This is a genomic window from Aeromonas sp. NJAU223 (assembly GCF_051125555.1).
GTDB classification, from domain to species: domain Bacteria; phylum Pseudomonadota; class Gammaproteobacteria; order Enterobacterales; family Aeromonadaceae; genus Aeromonas; species Aeromonas veronii_G.
Map to the genome: position 1 here is coordinate 1,085,725 of NZ_CP144204.1, position 24,507 is coordinate 1,110,231.

18 protein-coding genes are annotated in these 24,507 nt (G+C 62.0%); 13 read left to right on the plus strand and 5 right to left on the minus strand.

The genetic code is table 11. The features are described from left to right. The first annotated feature begins 17 nt into the window (after positions 1-17). The 10 genes from fabZ to pdxY all read left to right on the plus strand — a co-directional run bounded on the left by fabZ (position 18) and on the right by pdxY (position 14,727). Positions 18-479 carry a 3-hydroxyacyl-ACP dehydratase FabZ gene (fabZ, locus tag VZC39_RS05160; protein WP_434476178.1) on the plus strand — a complete coding sequence of 154 codons (462 nt, stop codon included), beginning with the start codon at positions 18-20 and terminating at the stop codon, positions 477-479. 5 nt (positions 480-484) lie between these two features. Continuing rightward, the gene (gene lpxA / locus VZC39_RS05165) at positions 485-1,276 is read left to right on the plus strand and encodes an acyl-ACP--UDP-N-acetylglucosamine O-acyltransferase (RefSeq protein ID WP_349921369.1); all 792 of its coding nucleotides are present in this window, start codon (positions 485-487) and stop codon (positions 1,274-1,276) included. Continuing rightward, on the plus strand, positions 1,269-2,408 hold the full coding sequence (gene lpxB / locus VZC39_RS05170) for a lipid-A-disaccharide synthase (protein ID WP_434666309.1): 1,140 nt from the start codon (positions 1,269-1,271) through the stop codon (positions 2,406-2,408). Before lpxA ends, lpxB begins: the two co-directional genes overlap by 8 nt. Positions 2,409-2,484: 76 nt before the next feature. Beyond that, positions 2,485-3,075 carry a ribonuclease HII gene (gene rnhB / locus VZC39_RS05175; protein ID WP_349921371.1) on the plus strand — a complete coding sequence of 197 codons (591 nt, stop codon included), beginning with the start codon at positions 2,485-2,487 and terminating at the stop codon, positions 3,073-3,075. Next, positions 3,076-6,555, plus strand: a complete 3,480-nt coding sequence (dnaE, locus tag VZC39_RS05180) for a DNA polymerase III subunit alpha (protein WP_434666313.1) — start codon at positions 3,076-3,078, stop codon at positions 6,553-6,555. Between the two features lie 16 nt (positions 6,556-6,571). Continuing rightward, positions 6,572-7,522, plus strand: coding sequence for an acetyl-CoA carboxylase carboxyl transferase subunit alpha (accA, locus tag VZC39_RS05185; RefSeq protein ID WP_349921373.1), 951 nt, complete (start codon positions 6,572-6,574; stop codon positions 7,520-7,522). Between the two features lie 369 nt (positions 7,523-7,891). Continuing rightward, entirely contained in the window at positions 7,892-9,415 is a 1,524-nt protein-coding gene (cadC, locus tag VZC39_RS05190) for a lysine decarboxylation/transport transcriptional activator CadC (RefSeq protein WP_434666316.1), read from the plus strand. An 838-nt stretch (positions 9,416-10,253) separates the two neighbouring features. Beyond that, positions 10,254-11,588 (plus strand): cadaverine/lysine antiporter, encoded by a 1,335-nt coding sequence (gene cadB / locus VZC39_RS05195; protein ID WP_434666318.1) that lies wholly within the window; start codon positions 10,254-10,256, stop codon positions 11,586-11,588. Between the two features lie 76 nt (positions 11,589-11,664). Further along, positions 11,665-13,797: a lysine decarboxylase CadA gene (locus VZC39_RS05200; RefSeq protein ID WP_434666320.1), complete on the plus strand. Its 2,133-nt coding sequence runs from the start codon at positions 11,665-11,667 to the stop codon at positions 13,795-13,797. Positions 13,798-13,866: 69 nt separating this feature from the next. Beyond that, the gene (pdxY, locus tag VZC39_RS05205; protein ID WP_434666323.1) at positions 13,867-14,727 is read left to right on the plus strand and encodes a pyridoxal kinase PdxY; all 861 of its coding nucleotides are present in this window, start codon (positions 13,867-13,869) and stop codon (positions 14,725-14,727) included. A gap of 9 nt (positions 14,728-14,736) precedes the next feature. On the opposite strand, the gene VZC39_RS05210 is transcribed toward pdxY, so the two are convergent. Both VZC39_RS05210 and VZC39_RS05215 read right to left on the minus strand, forming a co-directional pair. Continuing rightward, positions 14,737-16,146, minus strand: a complete 1,410-nt coding sequence (locus VZC39_RS05210; RefSeq protein WP_434666326.1) for an MATE family efflux transporter — start codon at positions 16,144-16,146, stop codon at positions 14,737-14,739. 105 nt (positions 16,147-16,251) lie between these two features. Then, positions 16,252-17,157 carry a LysR family transcriptional regulator gene (locus tag VZC39_RS05215; protein WP_349921379.1) on the minus strand — a complete coding sequence of 302 codons (906 nt, stop codon included), beginning with the start codon at positions 17,155-17,157 and terminating at the stop codon, positions 16,252-16,254. A 496-nt stretch (positions 17,158-17,653) separates the two neighbouring features. Between VZC39_RS05215 and VZC39_RS05220 the strand changes: the two genes are divergently transcribed. Further along, positions 17,654-18,949: an HAAAP family serine/threonine permease gene (locus tag VZC39_RS05220; protein ID WP_349921380.1), complete on the plus strand. Its 1,296-nt coding sequence runs from the start codon at positions 17,654-17,656 to the stop codon at positions 18,947-18,949. A 100-nt stretch (positions 18,950-19,049) separates the two neighbouring features. On the opposite strand, the gene VZC39_RS05225 is transcribed toward VZC39_RS05220, so the two are convergent. Next, on the minus strand, positions 19,050-19,715 hold the full coding sequence (locus VZC39_RS05225) for a hypothetical protein (protein WP_434666329.1): 666 nt from the start codon (positions 19,713-19,715) through the stop codon (positions 19,050-19,052). A gap of 385 nt (positions 19,716-20,100) precedes the next feature. Between VZC39_RS05225 and VZC39_RS05230 the strand changes: the two genes are divergently transcribed. Both VZC39_RS05230 and yjeH read left to right on the plus strand, forming a co-directional pair. Next, positions 20,101-20,526 carry a substrate binding domain-containing protein gene (locus VZC39_RS05230; protein ID WP_349922388.1) on the plus strand — a complete coding sequence of 142 codons (426 nt, stop codon included), beginning with the start codon at positions 20,101-20,103 and terminating at the stop codon, positions 20,524-20,526. An 87-nt stretch (positions 20,527-20,613) separates the two neighbouring features. Further along, a complete protein-coding gene (gene yjeH / locus VZC39_RS05235) occupies positions 20,614-21,891 on the plus strand; it encodes an L-methionine/branched-chain amino acid transporter (protein ID WP_349921382.1) in 1,278 nt (425 codons plus the stop codon). Between the two features lie 45 nt (positions 21,892-21,936). Here the strand turns inward: yjeH and VZC39_RS05240 are convergent, their stop codons facing one another. Beyond that, positions 21,937-22,479 (minus strand): GNAT family N-acetyltransferase, encoded by a 543-nt coding sequence (locus VZC39_RS05240; protein WP_349921383.1) that lies wholly within the window; start codon positions 22,477-22,479, stop codon positions 21,937-21,939. A gap of 58 nt (positions 22,480-22,537) precedes the next feature. After that, positions 22,538-24,268 carry an ABC-F family ATP-binding cassette domain-containing protein gene (locus VZC39_RS05245; RefSeq protein ID WP_349921384.1) on the minus strand — a complete coding sequence of 577 codons (1,731 nt, stop codon included), beginning with the start codon at positions 24,266-24,268 and terminating at the stop codon, positions 22,538-22,540. Positions 24,269-24,507: the final 239 nt, after the last annotated feature.

The window sequence follows — 24,507 nt, forward strand, 5'->3', positions numbered from 1 at the left end:
TGGTATAGGGTACTGTTTTGACTACTGAAAAGAAGAGCCTGGGTATCCAGGAAATCATGGACTTGCTGCCCCACCGTTATCCCTTCCTGATGGTGGACAAGGTCGAGAACTACGAGATCAGCGATGAGCGCAAGACCCTGCGTGCCATCAAGAACGTCTCCTTCAACGAGCCGATCTTTCAAGGCCACTTCCCGGCCAAGCCGGTGTTCCCCGGCGTGCTGATCCTGGAAGCCATGGCGCAAGCCACCGGCATCCTGGCCTTTACCATGGTGGGCAAGCCGTCCCCCAACGAACTCTATTACTTTGCCTCCATCGACAACGCGCGCTTCAAGCGCCCGGTCGGTCCCGGCGATCAGCTGGTGCTGGACGTGGAGTTCCTGAAAGAGCGCCGCGGCATTGCCAAGTTCACCGGTGTTGCTACCGTTGATGGTGACATTGTCTGCACCGCCGAGCTGATGTGCGCCAAACGCGAGGTTTAACGAACGTGATCGATCAGACTGCCATCATTCACGAGACCGCCATCGTCCATGAGACCGCAGTGATTGGCAAAGGGGTTGAAATCGGCCCCTTCTCCGTCATTGGCGCCGAGGTGGAAATCGGCGACAACACCTGGGTAGGCTCCCATGTGTTGATCAAGGGGCCCACCAAGATCGGTCGCGGCAACAAGATCTTCCAGCACAGCTCCATCGGTGAGGATTGCCAGGACAAGAAGTACGCCGGCGAGCGCACCTTCCTCGAGATCGGCGACAACAACGTCTTTCGCGAGAACTGCACCGTGCACCGTGGCACCACCCAGGATCACGCCCTGACCAAGGTGGGCAGCGGCAACCTGTTCATGGTCAACGTGCACGTGGCCCACGACTGCATCATCGGTGACAACTGCATCTTCGCCAACAACGCGACCCTGGCGGGTCACGTGGTGATCGGCGACTTCGTCATCTTCGGTGGCCTCTCCGCCATCCATCAGTTCGGCCGTGTCGGTTCCCACGCCTTCGTCGGTGGCTGCGCCGCCCTCAACAAGGACGTGCCGCCCTATGTGATGGCCGCCGGCAACTACGCCAAGCCGTTCGGGGTCAACTCCGAGGGCCTGCGTCGTCGCGGTTACAGCCCGGAAGCGATTTCTGCGGTAAAACGCGCCTATAAAGAAATTTTCCGCTCCGGAAAGACCATCGAAGAGGTACTTCCCGTACTGACCGAGATGGCGGCCAGCGAACCTGCCGTTCAGCTCTATGTGGATTTCCTCAAAGACAACGAGCGCGGGATCATTCGTGCCTAAGCCCTTTCGCATCGGCATCGTCGCCGGAGAGACCTCCGGCGACATCCTGGCAGCCGGCCTGGTGCGCGAGCTCAAGGCCCGCTACCCCGATGCCCAGTTCGAAGGCATCGCCGGGCCGCGCATGCAGGCCCTCGGCGTCAAGGCCCTGTTCGAGATGGAGGAGCTCTCCGTCATGGGCATCAGCGAGGTGCTGGGGCGTCTTCCCCGCATCCTGCAGGTGCGCCGCGAGCTGCTGCGCCACTTCATCGCCAATCCGCCCGATATCTTCATCGGCGTGGATGCACCGGATTTCAATATCGGGGTGGAGCTGAAACTGCGCCGCGCCGGTATCAAGACGGTTCACTATGTCAGCCCCTCCGTCTGGGCCTGGCGTCAGAGCCGTATTCACAAGATCAAGGCCGCCACCGACATGGTGCTCGCCTTCCTGCCATTCGAGAAGGCCTTCTACGACCGCTTCGATGCCCCCTGCCGCTTCGTCGGGCACACCATGGCCGATGCCATTCCGCTGGAGCCGGATCAGGCTGCCGTGCGCAAGGAGCTGGGCATAGACCCCTCCCGCCGCTGGCTGGCGGTACTGCCCGGCAGTCGCACCGCCGAAGTGGCCTTCATGGCCCCGGTCTTCCTCGAGGCGTGCAAGCAGCTGACCGTTCACTGCCCGGATCTCGGCTTCATCGTGCCGCTGGTCAATGCCAAGCGGCGCGAGCAGTTCCTCGCCATCAAGGCGGAGGTGGCCCCGGATCTCAACATGGTGTTCCTCGATGAGCAGGGCCGGGAGGCCATGATCGCCGCCGACGTGGTGATGCTGGCCTCGGGCACCGCGGCGCTGGAAGCCATGCTGGTGAAAAAACCCATGGTGGTGGGCTACAAACTCAAGCCGTTCAGCTACTGGCTGGCCCAGTGGCTGGTGAAGACGGATTATGTCTCCCTGCCGAACCTGTTGGCGGACAAGATGCTGGTGCCCGAACTCATCCAGCACGAGTGCACCCCCTGCAATCTGGTGCAGGAGGTCAACAAGCTGCTGGACAACGACAACCGCGAGCTCATCGCCACCTTCACCCGGTTGCACCAGCAGATCCGCTGCAACGCGGACGTGCAGGCGGCAGAGGCCGTGGCCGAGCTGCTGGACAGATAGACGTGGCGGGTCGCCATCGGCGTGATGTTGTGCTGACACTGGCCCTGCGGGGCCGGTTTTGATTCAAGGCTTTGATATGCAAATCGAGATTCCACAAGACAAGCGAGTGGCCGGGGTTGATGAGGTGGGCCGTGGCCCCCTGGTGGGGGACGTGGTCACCGCTGCGGTGATCCTGGATCCGGCGAACCCGATCGCAGGCCTCGCCGACTCCAAGAAACTCTCCGAGAAGAAGCGCCTCGCCTTGTTCAGCGAAATCAAGGAGAAGGCCCTGGCCTTCGCCATCGGCCGCGCCAGCCCGGCGGAGATCGACGAGCTCAACATCCTGCACGCCACCATGCTGGCGATGCAGCGGGCCGTGGCTGGGCTGAATGTGACGCCCGAGCTGGTGTTCATCGACGGCAACCGCTGCCCGGCCCTGCCCATGGAGGCCCGTGCCGTGGTCAAGGGTGACAGCCTGGTGGCCGCCATCAGCGCCGCCTCCATCCTCGCCAAGGTGACCCGGGATGCGGAGATGACCGAGCTGGACAGCCGCCATCCCGAGTATGGGTTTGCCCGCCACAAGGGCTACCCCACCGCCGAACACCTCGCCATCCTGGCCGAGCGTGGCCCCCTGCCCGAATACCGGCAGAGCTTCAAACCGGTGCGCCGCGCCCTGGGGATCGAATAAATGGCCGATCCTCGTTTCATCCACCTGCGGGTCCACTCCGATTTCTCCATGGTGGACGGCCTGCAGAAGATTGGCCCCATCGTCTCGGCGGCGGCGGCCAACGGCATGCCCGCCCTGGCCCTGACCGATCAGATGAACATGTGCGGCCTGGTGCGCTTCTATGGCTCCGCCCATGGCAAGGGGATCAAGCCCCTCGTCGGCGCGGATTTCTGGGTGCAGAGCGACGAGCTCGGCGAGGAGCAGTTCCGCCTCACCCTGCTGGCCATGGACAACGATGGCTACCAGAACATCACCCTGCTCATCTCCCGCGGCTACCAGCGCGGCCATGTGCAGGGTCGCCCGGTCATCGACAAGGCCTGGCTCAGCGATCACGCCAAGGGGGTCATCGTGCTCTCCAGCGGGCGGGAAGGGGACGTGGGCAAGTTCCTGCTCAAGGGCAACCGCCAGATGGTGGAGCAGTGCCTCGCCTTCTATCAGCAACACTTCCCGGATGCCTACTATCTGGAGCTGCTGCGCACCGGTCGGCCCGATGAGGAGGTGTATCTCCACATGGCGGTCGCCCTGGCGACCGAGTTCAATGTGCCCGTGGTGGCCACCAACGAGGTGGTTTTCCTCAACGCCGACGACTTCGACGCCCACGAGATCCGGGTCGCCATCCACGACGGCTACACTCTGATGGACAAGCGCCGTCCGCGTCGCTACAGCCCCCAGCAGTACCTGCGCAGCCAGGAAGAGATGCTGGATCTGTTCGCCGACATCCCAGAGGCGCTGGAGAACACGGTGGAGATCGCCAAGCGCTGCAACGTGACGGTGCGCCTCGGCGAATACTTCCTGCCCAACTTCCCCACCGGCGACATGACCACCGAAGACTTCCTGGTCATGAAATCCCGCGAGGGGCTGGAGGAGCGGCTCGAATTCCTGTTCCCGGACCCCGCGGTACGGGCCCAGAAGCGTGGCGAGTATGATGAGCGCCTCGAGATCGAGCTCAAAGTCATCAACCAGATGGGCTTCCCCGGTTACTTCCTCATCGTGATGGAGTTTATCCAGTGGTCCAAGGACAACGGCATCCCCGTCGGTCCTGGCCGGGGCTCGGGGGCGGGGTCGCTCGTGGCCTACGCCCTCAAGATCACCGATCTGGATCCCCTCGAATTTGACCTGCTGTTCGAACGTTTCCTGAACCCGGAGCGGGTCTCCATGCCCGACTTCGACGTCGACTTCTGCATGGACCGACGGGACGAGGTGATCGACCACGTCTCCGAGATGTATGGCCGGGAGGCGGTCTCCCAGATCATCACCTTCGGCAGCATGGCGGCCAAGGCGGTGGTGCGGGACGTGGGCCGGGTGCTGGGCCACGCCTACGGCTTCGTGGATCGTATCTCCAAGCTCATTCCGCCGGATCCCGGCATGACGCTGGCCAAGGCGTTCGAGGCCGAGCCCAAGCTGCCCGAGCTCTATGAGCAGGATGAGGAGGTCAAGGACCTCATCGACATGGCGCGCCGGCTGGAAGGGGTGGTGCGCAACGCCGGCAAGCACGCCGGTGGCGTGGTCATCGCCCCCACCAAGATCACCGACTTCGCGCCGCTCTATTGTGACGACGAGGGGCACCACCCGGTCACCCAGTTCGACAAGAACGACGTGGAGTACGCGGGCCTGGTGAAGTTCGACTTCCTGGGGCTGCGCACGCTGACCATCATCGACTGGGCGCTCGGCATGATAAACCCGCGGCTCGCCAAAGAGGGCAAGCCGCCGGTCGACATCGCCGCCATCCCCATCGACGACAAGAAGTCCTTTGCCCTGTTGCAGCGCTTCGAGACCACGGCGGTGTTCCAGCTCGAATCCCGCGGCATGAAGGACCTCATCAAGCGGCTGCAGCCCGACTGCTTCGAAGACATGATCGCCCTGGTGGCCCTGTTCCGACCGGGGCCCCTGCAGTCCGGCATGGTGGACAACTTCATCGAGCGAAAGCACGGGAAGGAGGCCATCTCCTACCCGGACGAGAAGTGGCAGCACGAGAGCCTCAAACCCATACTCGAGCCCACCTACGGCATCATCCTCTACCAGGAGCAGGTGATGCAGATAGCCCAGACGCTGGCGGGCTATACCCTGGGCGGCGCGGACATGCTGCGCCGGGCGATGGGCAAGAAGAAGCCAGAAGAGATGGCCAAGCAGCGGGCCGGTTTCGAGGAAGGGGCCATCAAGAACGGCGTCGACGGCGAGCTGGCGATGAAGATCTTCGATCTGGTGGAGAAGTTTGCGGGCTACGGCTTCAACAAATCCCACTCCGCCGCCTACGCGCTGGTCTCCTATCAGACCCTCTGGCTCAAGACCCACTTCCCGGCGGAGTTCATGGCGGCGGTGATGACCGCGGACATGGACAACACCGACAAGATAGTGACCCTGGTGGACGAGTGCCAGCGCATGGGGCTGACCGTGATACCGCCGGACGTGAACACCGGTCGCTATCGCTTCAGCGTCAATGAAGATGGCCACATCGTCTATGGCATCGGCGCGGTGAAGGGGGTAGGGGAAGGCCCTATCGAGGCCATCCTCAGTGCCCGGGATCAGGACGGTCCCTTCCGGGATCTGTTCGACTTCTGCAACCGGGTGGACATCAAGAAGCTCAACAAACGGGTGATGGAGAAGCTCATCCTCTCCGGCGCCATGGACAGGCTCGGCCCCCACCGGGCCGCCCTGATGGCGACCCTGGAGGAGGCGATGCGCGCCGCCGAGCAGCACGCCAAGGCCCAGGCCGTGGGCCAGGTAGACATGTTCGGGGTGCTCACCGAGGAGATCGACGACGTCAAGAAGGCGTTCGCCAACGTGCCCCACTGGCCGGACAAGATCTGGCTGGAAGGGGAGCGGGAGACCCTGGGCCTCTATCTGACCGGCCACCCCATCAACCAGTACAGCGGCGAGCTGCGTCGCTACACCTCGGGGCGTCTGTGCGATCTGCACCCCACCTCCCGGGATACCGTGACCACGGCCGCCGGGCTGGTGATCGCGGCGCGCAGCATGGTGACCAAGCGTGGCAACAAGATGGGGATCTTCACCCTGGACGACAAATCCGGCCGTCTGGACGTGACCCTGTTCAGTGAAGCGCTGGAAAAATATGAAGAATTGATGCAAAAAGACCGTATTTTGGTGGTTTCTGGACAGGTCAGCTTTGATGACTTCTCCGGTGGCCTTAAAATGTCGGCCCGCGAATTGCTGGATATCAACGATGCGAGGGAGCGTTTCGCCAGGGCGATCCGGATTTCCCTCGATGAACAACGCATTGACGAGCGCTTTTTCCCGCGTTTGTGCGAGATTTTGGAGCCCGCCCGTGCCGGAGTCTGTCCGGTTCAGGTAAACTATCGTCGGCCCGGCTCCCGGGCGCGATTGACGCTCGGTACCGAGTGGCGGGTGACGCCCACCGATCAACTGATAGATGACTTGCGAGTCCTGCTTGGACGAGAGCGGGTTGAATTGGTTTTTGATTAGAGGATCTATTGTCCCTATGAGTCTTTTTCTGGATTTTGAACAGCCGATCGCCGAATTGCAGGCACAGATCGATGAACTTCGCCATGTGAGCGAGCATAACAATGCCGTGGACTTGAGCGAGGACATTCGCCGGCTGGAGAAGAAAAACGAAGAGCTGACCAAGAAGATCTTCGGCGATCTGGGGGCCTGGCAGGTATCCCAGATGGCACGTCATCCCCAGCGCCCTTATACCCTCGACTACATCGAGCAGATCTTCACCGATTTTGACGAACTGGCGGGCGATCGCGCCTATGCCGATGACAAGGCCATCGTCGGCGGTATCGCCCGTCTCGACGGCGAGCCGGTGATGATCATCGGTCACCAGAAGGGTCGCGAGACCAAGGAGAAGATCAAGCGCAACTTCGGCATGCCGCGCCCGGAAGGGTACCGCAAGGCCCTGCGCCTGATGGAGATGGCCGAGCGCTTCAAGATGCCGATCATCACCTTCATCGATACCCCGGGCGCCTACCCCGGCGTGGGGGCCGAGGAGCGTGGCCAGTCCGAGGCCATCGCCCGCAACCTGAAGGTCATGGCCGGTCTGACGGTGCCCGTGGTCTGCACCGTTATCGGTGAAGGTGGCTCAGGCGGCGCCCTGGCTATCGGCGTCGGCGATCGGGTCAACATGTTGCAGTACTCCACCTACTCCGTCATCTCGCCGGAAGGGTGCGCCTCCATCCTGTGGAAGAGCGCCGACAAGGCACCGGTGGCCGCCGATGCCATGGGCATCACCGCCCAGCGTCTGAAGGAGCTCAAGCTCATCGACCATATCGTCCAGGAGCCCCTCGGTGGCGCCCACCGGGATGTGGAACAGATGGCCAAGAGCCTCAAGACCCGCATCAAGCAGGATCTGGACGCACTGCGTCCGCTCGACAGCGAGCAGCTGCTGGAGCAGCGCTACCAGCGTCTGCTGGGTTACGGCTACTGCTAAGCCCCCACAGCCAGCACTCTCAAGCCCCCGCACCGTCGGGGGCTTTTTTTATGCCTTCATGCTGTGGCATGGCCATTTTGTGGTCAATATGATGGCTTTTTTGGCAAGACGCAGCGCAAATCCCCCATGGGATCAAGCCAGCGCCAGATAATCGGTGAAAGAAGTGGGATCTGGCTCCCGTTTTGCTTAAAGTATTTCTCTCCCGTGCCCAGGCCGGGATCCCGCAAGGATGCTCTTAGGACGCAGGCAGGTCTCACCTGCTGACTCTCAGGCATCGCCAGATGGCCCCATTCAATGCCCTGTACCCGGTCAGCCACCCCTGTCGCGTCACTCTCATCGTGCATAGCCCCCATCTGCAGTGAGTGAAACATGAGCGAATCGGTTTTTGAAATCCATGACTGGACCCTGAGGGTCGACGACAACATGCTGTGCCGCCCCGAGCGGGAGGTCTACCTCGAGCCCAGGCTGGTCAATCTGCTGCGGTTTCTGGCGAGCCATGCTGGTACCGTCTTCTGCCGCGACACCCTGATCAACGAGGTGTGGGCCGGTGCCGTGGTGACCGATCAGGTGGTGACCCAGTCCATCTTCGAGTTGCGCAAGATCCTGAAGGATGGTCGCCACGATGCCGCCGAGTACATCGTCACCGTGCCCAAGCGGGGTTACAAGCTGGTGGCGCCGGTGCGTCCGTTGCAGGTGCTCTCCGTGGTGGTGGCGGAGCCCGAGGGCACGGCCTGTCCCGAGATCATCCCCACCGGAGCAGACTCCGGCCCCCCCGCCGATGAGCAGGGCAAGACCCCTTTCCCCGCCGGTCCCCTGACCCGCGCCATCTCGACCCACGCCAGAGACAGCCGCAGCCGCCGCCGGATGCTGGGATTCGATCTCTTCGTGGTGGTTCTGCTTATCACCGTCGTCAGCCTGCTCAGCTACCAGCACGCCGCCCCCCGGGTGCACTCCATGCTGGATCCCGAGTTGCTGGTGTTCCGCTTTCACACCGGCATGGATGGCACCAACGAGAATGTGCGCCTCGCCGATGGCATCACCCGTGCCCTGATGGGGGAGGTGGCGGCTGCCACCCCGCTGCGGGTGCAATACGGTGCCACCAACCTGCTGGGGGGGATCCGCCCCGGCAAGGAGCTGAGTGTGCGGGTCTCCCACCAGCCGGGGGGCACCTATCTGGATCTGGAATACCGTAATCTCAACACTAGCCGGGTGTTGTTCAGCCACCAGTACCTGCTCAGTCGCCACAACGTGCACGGGGTGCTGCAGGCGAGCAGTCAGGATCTGTTGCGGGTGCTGGCGCGGCCGGATGCCTCCCCGGGAGCGGGCTGGCCCACGGATGACGAGGCGCTGATGGCGCTGATGGAGGCTCACTACTACACCAACAAGCAGGATCAGGCGGCCCTCGGGCGCGGTGTCGAGTTGCTCGATGCCTCCCTGGCATTGCAGCCGGATCAGCCGCTGCTGCTGGCGGAGCGCTATCTGGCGGGGGAGGCGCTGGCGACGCTGTCCGGTGAGCCCCAGAGCGAGCGAGAGCAGCAGATTGGCGTCCATCTGGCCGAGGTGGCGCAGGGCGGGGCCGTGTTGCCCGCCCGGGTGTGGGAGGCGTTGGCCCTGCAGGCCATACTGGCAGGCCAGCAGCAGCAGGCGAACCGCTTGCTGGCCCAGGCCGCCAGCCGCGGCCGCACCGTGCTCTATCACATCTTGCGCGGCAAACTGGCGGAGCTGGACGGCAGCCCCGACCTGGCGGGGGATGCCTACAGCCAGGCCTTCCTGATGGAGGCGACCGAACAGACCTATCTGCTGTGCCAGCGTCTGGGTTTCTACAGCAATATGGAGACCCTGGCCCCCGTGCTGTTCAACACCCTGGGACAGAGCAAGGTCAAGCTGTTCTGATGGCGTGAACGCGCTCCTTGCCGTTCAAGGCCGCCTGCGGGCGGTCTTGAACGGGGAGTCTCTACGCACTCCCGTGCCGTGTTCCTGCTTTGTGTGATCGTATCCAGCCCATAAGTACCTTCTACCTCTACTTCCTCCATATCCTCCACTTCCTCCATATCCTCCACTTCCTCCAAATCCTCCCATCTTCTACTTTCTCCAGCTCCTCCCTCATGGGACCTTCGCCTCTTCCGCTGCGCCCGGGGTAGTCCCTCTCCTTGCTCGCCCCTTTTCTTCGAGACCGGGGCAGGCGGTGCCGACCCGAGCTCTCTTATCACCTCTGACAATCAAACTCTCTGGTTTTATCGTGATGAAAAGTGGTCTGCGCTGCCTTTTGTGCCGATGCCATTGAGGATGTTCTTTTCAATGGCCATCTGTGCACGGATTGTGTCGTTTCATGTCAAGCGATACGGGGCAGGGGAGGGCCCGGGGGCTGGGTGGCCGCCGTTGCCCCAGCCGTAACCGGGCCCGGACTGGGATGGAGAGGAACCGTTTGGCTCATCAAGGCGGTCAGGAAAAATATCAAGGCGCCGTCCGCCTCGTCATCAGGGTCATCAAGGGGCGGGGCGGAATATCAGGGTTTTATCAAGGTGATGGATGAGGCATCAATCAACTCACTGTTTTTAGATGATTTTTACGATTTTCGATGAGCCCGGGAAAAAACGTCACTCATGGTTTTATCCCTGAGCGGACCCTTATGTTTTGCACGAAAGAGAAGCCTAGTCTGGGGGCATTCGCTGGCAGCCCGCCTCGGGGGGATGTCAGACACACGACTTTTTATCGACCCGGAGTGCTTCTTATGTCCCTAGATACGAGCAAGAAGATCGGCCTCATCGCCTGTACAGGTGTGGTGGTCGGCAACATGATGGGGAGCGGCATCGCCCTGCTGCCTTCCGCCCTCGCCACCATAGGTTCCATTTCCGTGTTCAGCTGGGCCATCTGCTTGGTGGGGGCCATGGGGCTGGCCTTCGTGTTCGCCCGCCTCGCCACCAAGAACCCGCAGGAAGGGGGGCCCATCGCCTACGCCGGCGAGATCTCCCCGGTGTTCGGCTTCCAGACCGGGGTGCTCTACTACCACGCGAACTGGATAGGCAACCTGGCCATCGCCATCACGGGGGTCTCCTACCTCTCCGTCTTCTTCCCCATCCTCAATGACCCCATTCCGGCGGCCGTGGCCACCATAGCCGCAGTCTGGGTCTTCACCCTGGTCAACCTGCTCGGCGGCAGCTGGGTGAGCCGCCTCTGTACCCTTGGCCTGGTGCTGATCCTGCTGCCGGTGGTGGGCACGGCCCTGCTCGGCTGGGATCACTTCGACGTGAACGTCTATCGCCAGAATTGGAACACCACCAGTGGCAGCGATGTCCATGCGGTCATCAGCGCCGTGCTGATCTGCCTCTGGTCCTTCGTCGGGGTCGAATCCGCCGCCGTCTCCTCCGGCATGGTGAAGGATCCCAAGCGCACCGTGCCGCTGGCCACCATGCTGGGCACCGCCATCGCCGGCGTCATCTACATCCTCTCCACCCAGGTGATCAGCGGCATGTTCCCGGCCGGTGAAGTAGCCGCCTCCGGCGCGCCCTTCGCCATGGCCTCCTCCGCCATCTTCGGTGACTGGTCCGCCCCCTTCGTCTCCGCCTTTACCGCCCTGGCCTGCTTCACCTCGCTGGGTTCCTGGATGATGCTGGTGGGGGAGGCGGGCAAGCGCGCCGCCCACGACGGCAACTTCCCGAAGATCTACGGCGAACTGGACAAGAACGGGGTCGCCAAGAAGGGGCTGATCCTGGGCTCCCTCAAGATGACGGCGCTGATGGTGGTGCTGACCGCGTTCACCTCCCAGTCCGCCCACGCCGCCGACCTGTTCAACGTGCTGACCACGGATGCGGTGCTGCTGACCATGCTGCCCTACTTCTACTCCAGCATTAATCTCATCCGCTTCGAGGGCATGACGTCCCGCAGCATGGGGGCCATGACCTTCTCCGGTATCGCCTGCGTGTTCTGCCTGGTGGCGCTGATGGGGGCCAAGGGCTCCAATCTCACCGCCACCTTCGTGGTCTCGCTCATCATCCTGATGTTCTACGCCAAGAAGCAGGGTCTGCGTCAGCACGATGCCCAGCTCAGCGAACAGACCAGCCACTAATTCTCCCTTTTCCATTCCCGCGCTCTCCCCTCGCCATCCCCGATGGAGAGCGCCTCATCATGTGTGGAGTTTCAAGATGAATATCATTGCCATCCTCAACCACCTGGGCGTCTTCTTCAAAGAAGAGCCGATCCGCCAGCTGCAAGCCTCCCTCGAACGCAAGGGCTTCGAGGTCGTCTACCCGGTCGACGTGGCCGATCTGCTCAAGCTCATCGAGAAGAACCCCCGCGTCTGCGGCGCCATCTTCGACTGGGACAAGTATTCCCTGGGCCTGTGCAAGGAGATCCACGATCGCAACGAGAAGCTGCCGATCTTCGCCTTCGCCAACGACCAGTCCACCCTGGACATCCACCTGACCGATCTGCGCCTGAACGTGCACTTCTTCGAGTACCGCCTCGGCATGGCCGACGACATCGCCCTCAAGATGGGGCAGGCCACAGAGGCGTATCAGGACGCCATCCTGCCGCCCTTCACCAAGGCGCTGTTCAAGTACGTGGAGGAGGGCAAATACACCTTCTGCACCCCGGGTCACATGGGGGGGACCGCCTTCCAGATGAGCCCGGCCGGCAGTATCTTCTATGACTTCTACGGCCCCAACGCCTTCAAGGCGGACGTCTCCATCTCCATGCCCGAGCTCGGTTCCCTGCTGGATCACACCGGTCCCCACAAGGAGGCCGAGGAGTACATCGCCCGCACCTTCAACGCCGATCGCTCCTACATCGTCACCAACGGCACCTCCACCGCCAACAAGATAGTCGGCATGTTCTCGGCGCCGGCAGGCAGCACAGTGCTGGTGGATCGCAACTGTCACAAGTCCCTCACCCACCTGATGATGATGAACGACGTGACCCCGATCTATTTCCGCCCGACCCGCAACGCCTACGGCATCCTGGGGGGGATCCCGCAGAGCGAGTTCAGCCGCGAGACCATAGCCGCCAAGGTGGCCGCCACCCCGGGCGCCCAGGCGCCGCGCTACGCCGTGGTGACCAACTCCACCTACGACGGCCTGCTCTACAACACGGGTTTCATCAAAGAGACCCTGGACACCCCCTACATCCACTTCGACAGCGCCTGGGTGCCCTACACCAACTTCAGCCCCATCTATGAGGGCAAGTGCGGCATGAGCGGCGACGCCATCCCGGGCAAGGTGGTCTACGAGACCCAGTCCACCCACAAGCTGCTGGCGGCCTTCTCCCAGGCCTCGATGATCCACATCAAGGGGGAGGTGGAGGAGGAGACCTTCAACGAAGCCTTCATGATGCACACCTCCACTTCGCCCCAGTACGGCATCGTGGCCTCCACCGAGATCTCCGCCGCCATGATGCGGGGCAACACCGGCAAGCGGCTGATCAAGGATTCCATCGATCGCGCCATCTCCTTCCGCAAGGAGATCAAGCGACTGCGGGAGCAGAGCGAGGGCTGGTTCTTCGACGTCTGGCAGCCGGATCACATCGACGGAGCCGAGTGCTGGAAGCTGGATCCCAAGGATGACTGGCATGGCTTCAAGGAGATCGATGATGACCACATGTACCTGGATCCCATCAAGGTCACCCTGCTGACCCCGGGCATGGGGCGCGATGGCCAGTTGCTGGAGAACGGCCTGCCGGCCTCCCTGGTGGCCAAGTTCCTGGACGAGCGCGGTATCGTGGTGGAGAAGACAGGCCCCTACAACCTGCTGTTCCTGTTCTCCATCGGCATCGATCAGTCCAAGGCGATGCAGTTGCTGCGCGCCCTGACCGAGTTCAAGCGCGGCTATGACTTGAACCTGACCATCAAGAGCATGCTGCCGGAACTCTACCGCGAGGATCCCGCTTTCTACGACGGCATGCGCATCCAGGAGCTGGCCCAGCGCATTCACGAGCTGACCCGCAAATACCGTCTGCCGGAGCTGATGTTCAAGGCGTTCGACGTGCTGCCGGAGATGAAGATGACCCCGCACCTCGCCTGGCAGCAGGAGCTGGCCGGCAACGTGGTGGAGGTGCCGCTGCGCGACATGGTGGACCGCATCAGCGCCAACATGATCCTGCCCTACCCGCCGGGAGTGCCCCTGGTGCTGCCGGGGGAGATGGTGACCCAGGATTCCCTGCCGGTGCTCGAGTTCCTCGAGATGCTGTGCGAGATCGGCGCCCATTACCCGGGCTTCGAGACCGACATCCACGGCCTCTATCGCCAGACCGATGGCAGCTACACCGTCAAGGTACTGCGCTGATCCAGAGTGACGAAACGGGCCGACAGGCCCGTTTTTTCCCATGCAATCCATGGTTAGGAGTACGGAGTCATGAAACGAGTGTTATCGATCCAGTCCCACGTGGTGTTCGGCTGCGCCGGCAACAGCGCCGCCGTCTTTCCCATGCGGCGAATGGGCATCGAGGTATGGCCCGTCAACACGGTGCAATTTTCCAATCACACCCAGTATCGCGAAGGGTGGCAGGGGATGCGGATGCCGGACGGCCACATCGGCGAGCTGATGACGGGCCTCGCCGATATTGGTGTGCTGGGGCAGTGCGACGGGATCCTGAGCGGCTATCTCGGTTCCCCCGAGCAGGGGGAGGAGGTATTGGCGGCGGTGGCGCAGCTCAAGGCCCTCAACCCCGCTGCCCTCTACTTCTGTGACCCCGTCATGGGGGGTCCGGACAAGGGGTGTGTGGTGGCGCCCGGTGTCGCGACCTTCTTCAGGACGCAGGCCCTGGCCGCGGCCGACATGCTGGCGCCCAACCTGCTGGAGCTGGAGCGGCTCACCGGCCGGGCCATCAACACCCTTGGGGAGGCGTTGGCCGCCTGTGAGGCGCTAAGAGCACTGGGGCCCAGGCTGGTGATGGTCAAACACCTGGGACGGGCGGCCGTCCATCCCGATCGGTTCGAGATGGTGCTGGTGTGCGATCAGGGCGCTTTTCATCTCTCCCGCCTCCTCTATCCTTTCGAGCGTCAACCCATCGGCGTCGGCGATCTGCTGAGCGCCACCATGCTGGCCAATCTGCTGTCGGGCTGCGACCCCGTGACCGCATTCGAGCGCACCAACGCCAGTGTGGACGGGGTGCTGGCCTGCACCTGGCGGGCGCGGGCCAGTGAATTGCAGCTGGTAGCGGCTCAGGCCGCGCTGGCCGAGCCCCAGGTTCTCACCCATGCCACCCGGTTATGACCCCGGGGGTCAACTCGCGCGGCGGGCCAGCAGGGCCGCCTGCGGCGAGGGGTGGTGGCGTGCGCGGGGGGCGCAGGCCTTCGCCAGGGTCTGCCACTCCCGCCACAGCAGCCAGCACACCGGTGGGGCCAGCAGCAGTACGGTCGCGGGCTGGGCCAGCAGCACGCCGTCGCGCCCCCACCAGAGCGGCAGCAGGAAGATGAGCGGCAACAGCACCAGGGTCTTGGCGATGGAGATGAACAGGGCCTGGCGGGTGCGGGCCATGGCCTGCAGCAGCACGATACCGAACATGATGATCCCCTCCAGCGGAATGGCGCCGAGGTTGAGGGTCAGGCTGCCCATGGCGGCGGCCAGCAGCTCGGGATCCTGTTCACCGGTATAGAGCATGGCCACCTGGCGGGGCAGCAGCTGGATCAACAGCCAGACCAGCATGCCGTAGATGAGCGTGATCTTGAGCCCCATCTCCATCAGGAACTTGAGATCCCGGTGACGACCGGCCCCCGTCGCCTGGCTGACCAGTGGCTGAATGCCGAATGCGAGCCCCTGCAGCACCACGATGAACACCGCCTCGGTGTAGCCGGCCACGGTGAAACCTGCCAGATCCTTGACCGAGCCGTGTACCATCAGCTGGCTGTTGTGCAGCATCAGCAAGAGCCCCAGGTTGAACTGGGCGATGAGGCTCGGCAGGCCGGTGAACAGCAGGCTCGGCATGGCCGGGACCTTGGGCAGCAGTTGGCGCCAGCTGAGGCGCAACCGCGCATGAGGGGTGAAGAAGTAGCCTATCCCCAGCAGGCAGACGACCCCTTCTGCCATCAGGGTCGCCTGGGCGGTGCCCGTCAGACCCAGGCCGAGTCGACCGACCATGATGTAGTTGAGCAGAATGTTGAGCACGGCGCCGCCGCTCACCAGCACCATGGCGAGGCGGGGGCGGCCGTCGTTGCGAAGCAGATAGGGCACGGCGAGGTTGCCGGCGAGCAGCAGGGTGCCGCCGCCGATCCAGCTGAGATAGTCGCTGGCCTGTTGCCAGGTGTCGGTGCCCTGCTCGATGCCGAGGATGAGCAGAATGTCGGTGTGCCAGCCGTGCAGCAGCAGGGGAGCCACCACCCCGAGCAGGATCAGCAGCCAGAGGGCGTTGACCAGCCCCTGGCGCGCCAGCGCGAGATTCCTGGCCCCCTGCTGGAAGGAGATGAGGGTCGCCGCCCCCATGGCGATCATGGCGGCGAGGCCGATGAGCACCATGATGACGGGGTAGACCAGGTTGATGCCGGCAAGGCCCGCGGCCCCCACGTAGTGGCCGACGAAGATGCCGTCCACCAGGTAATAGGCGCCGGACACCAGCATGGCGAGGATGGAGGGGAGGGCGTAGCCCCAGAAGCGGCGGGTCATGGCCCGTTGACGCAGACGGATGTAGGCGGACATATCTGTTCTCGGGAAAGATCGGGAAGCGAGCAGACAGTCTAGATTGATAATATTTTTATGATAATCCGGCTTTTATTTGATGAATTGATGAGTTTTATTCATCAATCAGCGAAGCCTGTGGTACGCCTTCAACATGTCGATCAGGGCTCGCAGCCCGCTGCCCAGCTGATGCCGGCTGGGATAGAAGAGGTTGAATCCGGCAAAACTCGGGCTCCAGTCGTCCAGCACGCTCTGCAGCCTCCCGTCGGCCAGCGCCTCGCTCACCTCCTCCTCCAGACAGTAGGCCAGCCCCAGCCCCGCCTCGGCCGCCCCCAGATAGAGCGCCGGGGTGCTGGTGGTCAGGGGCCCGCTCACCTCTATCTCCAGCAACTTGTCATCGGCGGCGAAGGCCCAGCGATAGTGGTGGTGAGGAGTGAGGCGATAGCCGATGCAGTCGTGCTGGCTCAGCTCGCTCGGATGGCGGGGAATGCCGCGGGCCGCCAGATAGGCTGGGGAGCCCACCACCAGGTAGCGATGCTGGGCTCCCAGCGGCACGGCCACCATCTCTTTTGGCAGCAAGTCCCCATAGAAGAGGGCGGCGTCATAGCCATCCTCGATGAGACGGGGCATCAGCTCCATCTCCACGACTTCCACCCGCATGCGCGGGTAGCGCACCAGATAGTCGATGAGCACGGGGGCGAGCAGCTCCTGAATGGCGGCCTTGGGCCCGCAGATCTTCAGATGGCCGATGGGCTCGTCACTGTGGCGGGTGAGTTCGCAAAGTGCCTCCTCCAGCCTGCCCAGCGTGGGCAGCAACTGCCCCAGCAGCCGTTCCCCCGCATCGGTCGGTACCACGGCCCGGGTGCTGCGATTGAGCAGCCGGGTCCCCAGACGGTGCTCCAATCCCTTCAGACTGTGGCTGATCGCCGAGGCGGAGACCCCGAGTTCGAGGGCGGCCTTGCTGAAACTGCGATGGCGGGCGACGGCGGCAAACACCGCCAGTTCGGCGAGATCGGAGCGGGTAATAGTCATATGGCTCGGTGAAAAAAGGGCGAGCAACAAGGGTACGCCAAGGGGGCGGCGGGCACAATCGGTCGCCAAAACGGCGAATGTAATGCAGTTGTTGCGGTCACTAAGTATTGGAATCCATTGAAACAAATTTGAATTGTTAAAAAATACTGACAGTTTGGCATTCGAAATGTGAGCTGGCGCGTCCAGAAGGCGACGACAATCAAACTTTGGTTGATTAATTCAAAAAAACGCTGTGATTAATAGGGGTGTTTATTTAGAGTCAGCTCATCGGATGAGGTGCTTGTTTCCAGTTTGTTATGCGAAGCGGGTGCAGTACTCAACGCCAGCATGTCATGCCGCAAGATGTTGCAATCCGGTTGTCACGGGAGGTGATGACAGGGTGCCGCGGTGTGAAGCAGTCATGCAGGGACGAACAGCAGCAGTTCCAGGGATGCGGAACCGGCCAGGTGGCCAATAAACAACGAGATCCCCTTTCCTTGATGACAGGAATATCCCTATGTCTGACATGAACATTGCAGTAGAAGGCAACATAACCCGTCCTGCCTCTTCCCGTGGCATCAACAAGGCCGATGTGGTCTGGATGCTGGGCCTGTACGGTACCGCCATCGGTGCCGGTGTGCTCTTCCTGCCGATCAACGCCGGTGTCGGTGGCCTGTGGCCGCTGGTGGCCATGCTGATCCTGGCCCTGCCGCTCACCTTCTTCGCCCACCGTGGCCTGACCCGCTTCGTGCTGTCCGGCTCCACCCGTGATGGCGACATCACCGAGGTGGTGGAAGAGCACTTTGGCAAGACCGCGGGCAAGTTCATCACCCTGCTCTACTTCTTCGCCATCTACCCGATCCTGCTGATGTACTCCGTGGCCATCACCAACACGGTGGAGAGCCTGATGGTGCACCAGCTGGGCATGACGGCGCCCCCCCGTGCCATTCTCTCCCTGGTGCTGATCCTGGGCCTGATGGCGATCGTGCGCCTCGGCGGCCAGGTGATCGTCAAGGCGATGAGCGTGCTGGTGTTCCCCTTCGTGGTCACCCTGATGGGCCTGGCACTCTACTTGGTTCCCCACTGGAACGGTGCCATCATCACCGAAGCGCCGGCCCTGTCCGACGCCTTCAACGGTGACTTCATCAAGACCCTGTGGCTGGCCATTCCGGTGATGGTGTTCTCCTTCAACCACTCGCCGATCATCTCCTCCTTCGCGGTGGACAACAAAGGTCGCTACGGTGAAGGGGCCGAGAAGAAGTGCAGCAACATCCTGCTGGGCGCCCACGTCATGATGGTCATGACCGTAATGTTCTTCGTGTTCAGCTGCGTGCTGAGCCTCTCCCCGGCGGATCTGGCGGCGGCCAAGGAGCAGAACATCTCCATCCTCTCCTACCTGGCCAACCACTTCGACAACCCGGTGATCGCTACCGTGGCACCGCTCATCGCCATGGTCGCCATCAGCAAGTCCTTCCTGGGTCACTACCTGGGGGCACAAGAGGGCATGAACGGCCTGATGGCCAAGTCCCTTCGCGAGAAGGGCAAGAATGTCGACGTCAAGCAACTGAACAAGGTCACCGCGGTCTTCATGATCCTGACCACCTGGGCCATCGCCACCATCAACCCGAGCATCCTCGGCATGATCGAGGACCTGGGCGGCCCCATCATCGCCATGCTGCTGTTCCTGATGCCGATGTACGCCATCGCCAAGGTGCCCGCCATGCGTAAATACGCCGGCAACCTCAGCAACGGTTTCGTCACCCTGATCGGCCTCATCGCCATGTCCGGCATCATCTACAAGCTGATTGCCTGATAACACGGGTTACCCGCTTGAATGAAGAAGCCGCCTCGCAAGAGGCGGCTTTTTTTATTCTTATAATACTATCCAGCCTTGTTTAATAACGGTTTTCATTTTATTTTTTCAAAGCTTTTTTAAATGAGCATAAAAAATTTTCAATCTGTGTAGGTTCTAATTTTTGAATTGGTTTTGGAAACTCTGATACCGGAAGTTTTTCTTGACTTGATGCTCCTTTTTTTAAAAGTCCTTTTTCTTCTAGATTTATTGCGCCGATACGTGTTCCTGCATGTAAATAAATCATGCTAGGGGAGAACCCTAAATATGCGGATATACGAATAGCAGTATCATAAATAGCTAGCTCACCAAATTTAATAACCTTGTTTTCTTTTATTACATTATAAACGTCATCAAAAGAGTTAGCACAAGTTAACTCCCTTTGCTTAGGCATAATATTGTCTATCATTAGTTGCAGCGTGCCGTTATCAACACCATGTTTAACGCCACCAAGCTCGATAAACTCAGCCTGATGGCTATGCTTTAATTCATATTCGTGTCCATCATAAAAAATTTTGAATTTTGCACGGCAGCTATATATTATTACCTGCTCTAGGGAGGGTAGTGTGCGATAGAAGTTTAAGTAATGGTGTTGGAAATCAGCCCTGCTTATGAACGTTATTTTTTGAGTAATTTCTTCACTAAACTCATTTTGAGGTTTATATAATGTGTAGTCTTGTTTAAGGTATAAATTAACAAGATATTCTAAATGCTTAGTTGAGTTCATATTTTTGCCCTTATTAAATATAGTATTGTTTTAAAATTTATAGAAATTAGTTAGTCGATATGCCGAATTTATTTATTATGCTCAGTATCCGATTGGAGAACTATTTCGTTTATACACAATCTTTATTTCCATCAAATGGAGGTAGCCGTTTGAGTATGTTAGATTCTGTTGTTTAAAATAGAAAGTCAAGCAAATAAGAAGTTTATGCGGGATCAATAAATAACGAACTTATGGGTGATGTCTTGAGTCTAAAAGAGAATTCATAGCGCCAGAAAAAAGGTTAAAGTACGAATGCCAGCCGAGTGATCGTTGCTGGCAGTGGCATAACAGCATTAAGCTTATTTGTTGTCGATGTTCTCCACTATCCGCACCCTGCTACCCGCTTCTGACCCAGCACTACCGCCTCTGCGCGGCGCCCGACTACCTAAATCGCCACGGCGTGCCTCGTCATCCGGCCGATCTCGCCCACCACCAGTGTCTGCATGGCAACTGGGGCGAGCACGAGCGCTGGCAATTTGTTGGCGAGAATGGCCAGAGCGAGGAGGGGCGGGTGGCCTCGCGCCTTCGCATCAACCACTGGCCAGCGCTGCTGACGGCAGTGCTGGCAGGGGCTGGCATCAGCTTGCAGCCTGCCGATCAGGTGCAAGGCCATATCGCCTCAGGGCGTCTGCTGCCCCTGCTCGACACTTATCGCATTCCGGACAAGACCCTCCATTTCATCTACCCGGCGGCGCGCCGCCAGGTGCTCAAGATCACCCTGCTGGGGGATTTTCTGGTCGAGGCGCTACAACCGGACTCAGTGCCTAAATAAAGCGCTGTATATTCTTGCATCGTGCTTAACAAAGGGGCGAGGGAGGCCTAACATGGCGGGATGTTTTTCTAGTCGGGACAAAAGGATATGTCTGGGTTGAAAAAGGATCTCGGGCTCTGGCAGGGAATGGGGCTGCTCGCTACCTCACTGCTGGGCACCGGGATCTTCGTGGTGCCGGCGACTGCCGCCTCGCTGGCGGGGGGGGCGTCGCTCTGGGCCTGGGGGCTGCTCATCGTGCTGGTGCTGCCCATCGCCTTCACCTTCGCCCGCCTCGGGCGCCGTTACCCCCATGCGGGGGGCGCCCCCCACCTCATCGGGCTGGCCTTTGGCAACGGCGCCGAGCGCTTCTCCGCCTTCCTGTTCCTGGCGGTGCTGCCGGTGGGTCTGCCCGCCGCCCTCACCATAGCCGCCGGCTTCTGGCACTCCTTGTTCGAATTGGGGGAGTGGACCCTCTGGGCCATCCAGCTGCTGACCCTGCTCGGGGTCTTCCTGCTCGGCCTGCGGGGGGCGCGCTCCTCCGGCAATCTGCAACTGCTGATCGCTTTGGCCATACTGGGGCTGACCCTGCTCATCGGCGTCAAGGGGGAGATCAGCTGGCGTGACGCGGCCCAGCCGCTGCCAGCGGCGAGCGAATGGCCCGCCATGGGCACGGCGCTGGCGGTGATGTTCTGGTGCTTCGTGGGGCTCGAGGCCTTCGCCCACATGGGGGAGGAGTTCAAGCGGCCGGAGCGGGACTATCCCATCGCCCTGCTCGGCGGCGTGCTGCTGGCTGGGCTCATCTACTGGATCCACTCCCTGGTGGTGCTCAAATACGGCCTGTACGGAGACGAGGCGAAAAATGCCACCGCCATCCCGGCCCTGCTCTCGCTCTTGTTCGGGCCCACCGCCAAGTGGCTGGTGGCCATACTCGGCTACCTCTCCTGCTTCGCCAGCATCAACATCTACCTGCAGGGTTTTGCACGTCTCATCTGGAGCATGGCACGAGAGGGCAAGCTGCCCGCCTCCCTCTCCAAACTGTCCGCCCGGGGGGCGCCTCTGAACGCCCTGTGCTGGGTGCTCGCCATCTGCCTCGTCTCCATTACCCTGATCCTCTGGCTCCAACTGCCGCTGGATGCCCTGATCCGCTACGCCAACGGCAACTTCGTGCTGGTCTACCTGCTCTGCATGGCGGCGGGCTGGCGCCTGCTTGGCGGCACGGGCAAGGGGCTGGCGGGGCTGAGCGTGCTGCTCTGCGCCCTGGTGCTGGTGGCACTGGCCTCCGAGGTGCTCTATGCGGTGCTGCTGAGTGCTCTCTATGGCGGCTTCTCCCTGTGGCGCCGCCATCGTCGTCGCGTCTCCGGTGGTGATCCCTGCGCCATCAAATAAGTCTGCCTCTGAATGAGAAAAGCCCCGCACGTGCGGGGCTTTTTGCTAGTCGGCGGACGGGGTGAGATCGCTGCGCAAGAGGGCGTAGTGGTGCAGGGAGATGAAGCCATCCCCCTTGCGCTCGCATTCGCGCGCCGTGCCCTCGTAGCGAAAGCCGGCCCGCTCGAGCAGGCGGGCGGAGCGGCTGTTCGGCTCCTCCACCACCGCCAGCAGCCGATGGAGGTCCGTGGTGCCATAGACGAGGGGGAGCCATAGCCCGAGCGCCGCGCTCATCACTCCCTTGCCCCAATGCTCGGGGTAGAGCCAGTAACCGAGCTCGGCCCGTTTGTGCTCCGGGTCGACGCCGTTGTAGCCGATGGCTCCCAGCGGTTCCCCCGTGCGTCGGCAGCGAATGAGGTGCCAGGCGCCGCTTCCGGTGCGGATCAGGTCGGCGTACCAGGCCATCTGGGCCTGACAGGCCGCCAGGCTGTCATAGCTGACGCCGTAATACTTGATGACCCCGGGATCCGACAGGCCGCGATAGATGTGGGGCAGATCGGCATCGGCGACGGGATCGAGCCTGACCTCAGGCCCTGCTGGTACAGTCATGGGATGTTCCTTGCGGCCAGCCTTGGCTGGCCGCTGAAGGGGTGGATAAGAACCGGGTTCATGTCCCGGAGAGCCCCAGCAGGCCGGCCAGCCTTGCCAGCTCGTCACGCCAGCTCTGCTGCAGGCGCGGAGTCTGGTGCCTGGGCTTGCGGGCCAGATCGGCGGAGAGCAGGGCTTCCAGCTCGTACCAGCGCGCCAGTTGCGTCTCCTCGTCATCGGCGTTGGCTTGCTGCCGGGCCGGACTCGCGGTCACAGGGTCTGCCCCCGGGACGGGCGGCTCATCGCCGAGCAGCTCGGCATAGGCCCGCTCGGCGCTGTGGGCCTCCACAATCCGTCCCTCCTTGATGAGCCAGAAGCGGTTGCAGCTGCGTTCGATGAGCTCCCGATCGTGGGAGACCAGCAGCACGCCCCCCGGGAAGGCGGCAATGGCCTCTGCCAGCTCCTCCTTGCCTGCCAGATCCAGGTGATTGGTGGGCTCGTCAAGCCAGAGCATGTGGTGGCTGCCGAGCGACAGGGCGAGAAACAACAGCCGTGCCCGCTCACCCCCGCTCAGGGTGGCCACCTTCTGGCCGTGCCTGACATAGGGGAAGCCCGCCCGGATCAGCGCGTGGCGCAGCGTCACCTCCGGCAGGGGGGCCAGGGGGTAGAGGGCGTCACTCAGGGTGGCGTCCCCGTCCAGCTGCTGCAGGGACTGATCGTAATAGGCGATGCTGGCATCGGGATGGCAGTACCAGCCTGTCTGCGGGCGCTGAGAGGCGAGATCGGCCCAGCATTGGCGCAGCAGGGAAGATTTGCCGGTGCCGTTGGCGCCGAGCAGGGCGACCCTGTCACCGGCGCGCAGTCTGAGCTCCTCAGCCCGCAATAGCGGTGGCAAGCCGGGGGCCGGGGCGACATCGAGCGCCTCCAGCCGCAGCAGGGTATCGGCGGGCAGGCTCAGCCCGCGCAGCTCGAGTTGCCAGGGGGCCAGCGCGGCCACCCGGCTCTGCTCTTCCTGCAGGCGGGCGATGCGTTTTTCCATGGACTTGGCCTGGCGCACCAGCTTCTCGTTGTCATGCTCGCGCCCCCAGATGGCGAGGCGCTTGCTGCTGGCGCTCAGGCGGTCGATCTCTTTTTGCTCATCGGCCCGGCGCAAACGGGCCTGCTCATCCTCGGCGGCCAGGGCCGCCCTGGCCCGGCTGCAGGGGAGGGCGAAGCGATGGATCGCACCGTCCCGCAGGATCAGGGTCTCGCTGGTGACCCTGTCCAGCAGGCGACCGTCGTGGGAGACCAGCACGAAGGCGCCGCGCCAGCCCAGCAGAAACTGCTCCAGCCAGAGCAGAGAGGGGAGATCCAGATGATTGCTGGGTTCATCGAGCAGCAGCAGATTGGGCTGGCGCAGCAGGGCCCGGCCTATCTGCAGCCGGCTGTGCTGGCCGCCGCTCAGCGCACTGACCGGCAGCGCCGCCTGTTCATCCAGTTGCAGGTCGGTCAGCATCTTGCCCACCTGCCATTCGGCGGCGGGATCGTTGGCCAGCGCATCAAACAGCACGGCGCGGGTGCTGAGGGTCGCAAGCCCGGCGGGTAGTTGCTGCGCCACGAACTCACAGCGGCAGGCGCTGGCCTGCACGATCCGGCCGGCCTGGGGGGAACGCGTGCCGGCCAGCAGAGCCAGCAGGGTGCTCTTGCCGCAACCGTTGGCGCCGATCAGGCCCAGCCTGTCACCGCTGCGGATGCTGAGTTCTAGGCTGTCAAATAACGGCAGGTGCCCTGCGCTCATCTGCAGGGAGTGGGTACTCATCAGGGTTGTCATGCTCTTGCTCTCTTAAATCACGGGATCGAAGATCCCTGTCATCAGGAGCGCTGGCGACAACGGCAGAGTCGAGAAAGGTCTCGTGTAGGAAGGAGTCGGCTTTGCTCGAACCCGCTATCGCAGCGCGATGGAATGCAGGCAAGAGCACTCGAATGTGCCGAACAGGCGAGCCGAGAACATCGGACACGCTTGGATAACCATTTTTTACCTCCTTGTGTTTCGTTATGGCTGGGTGGAGC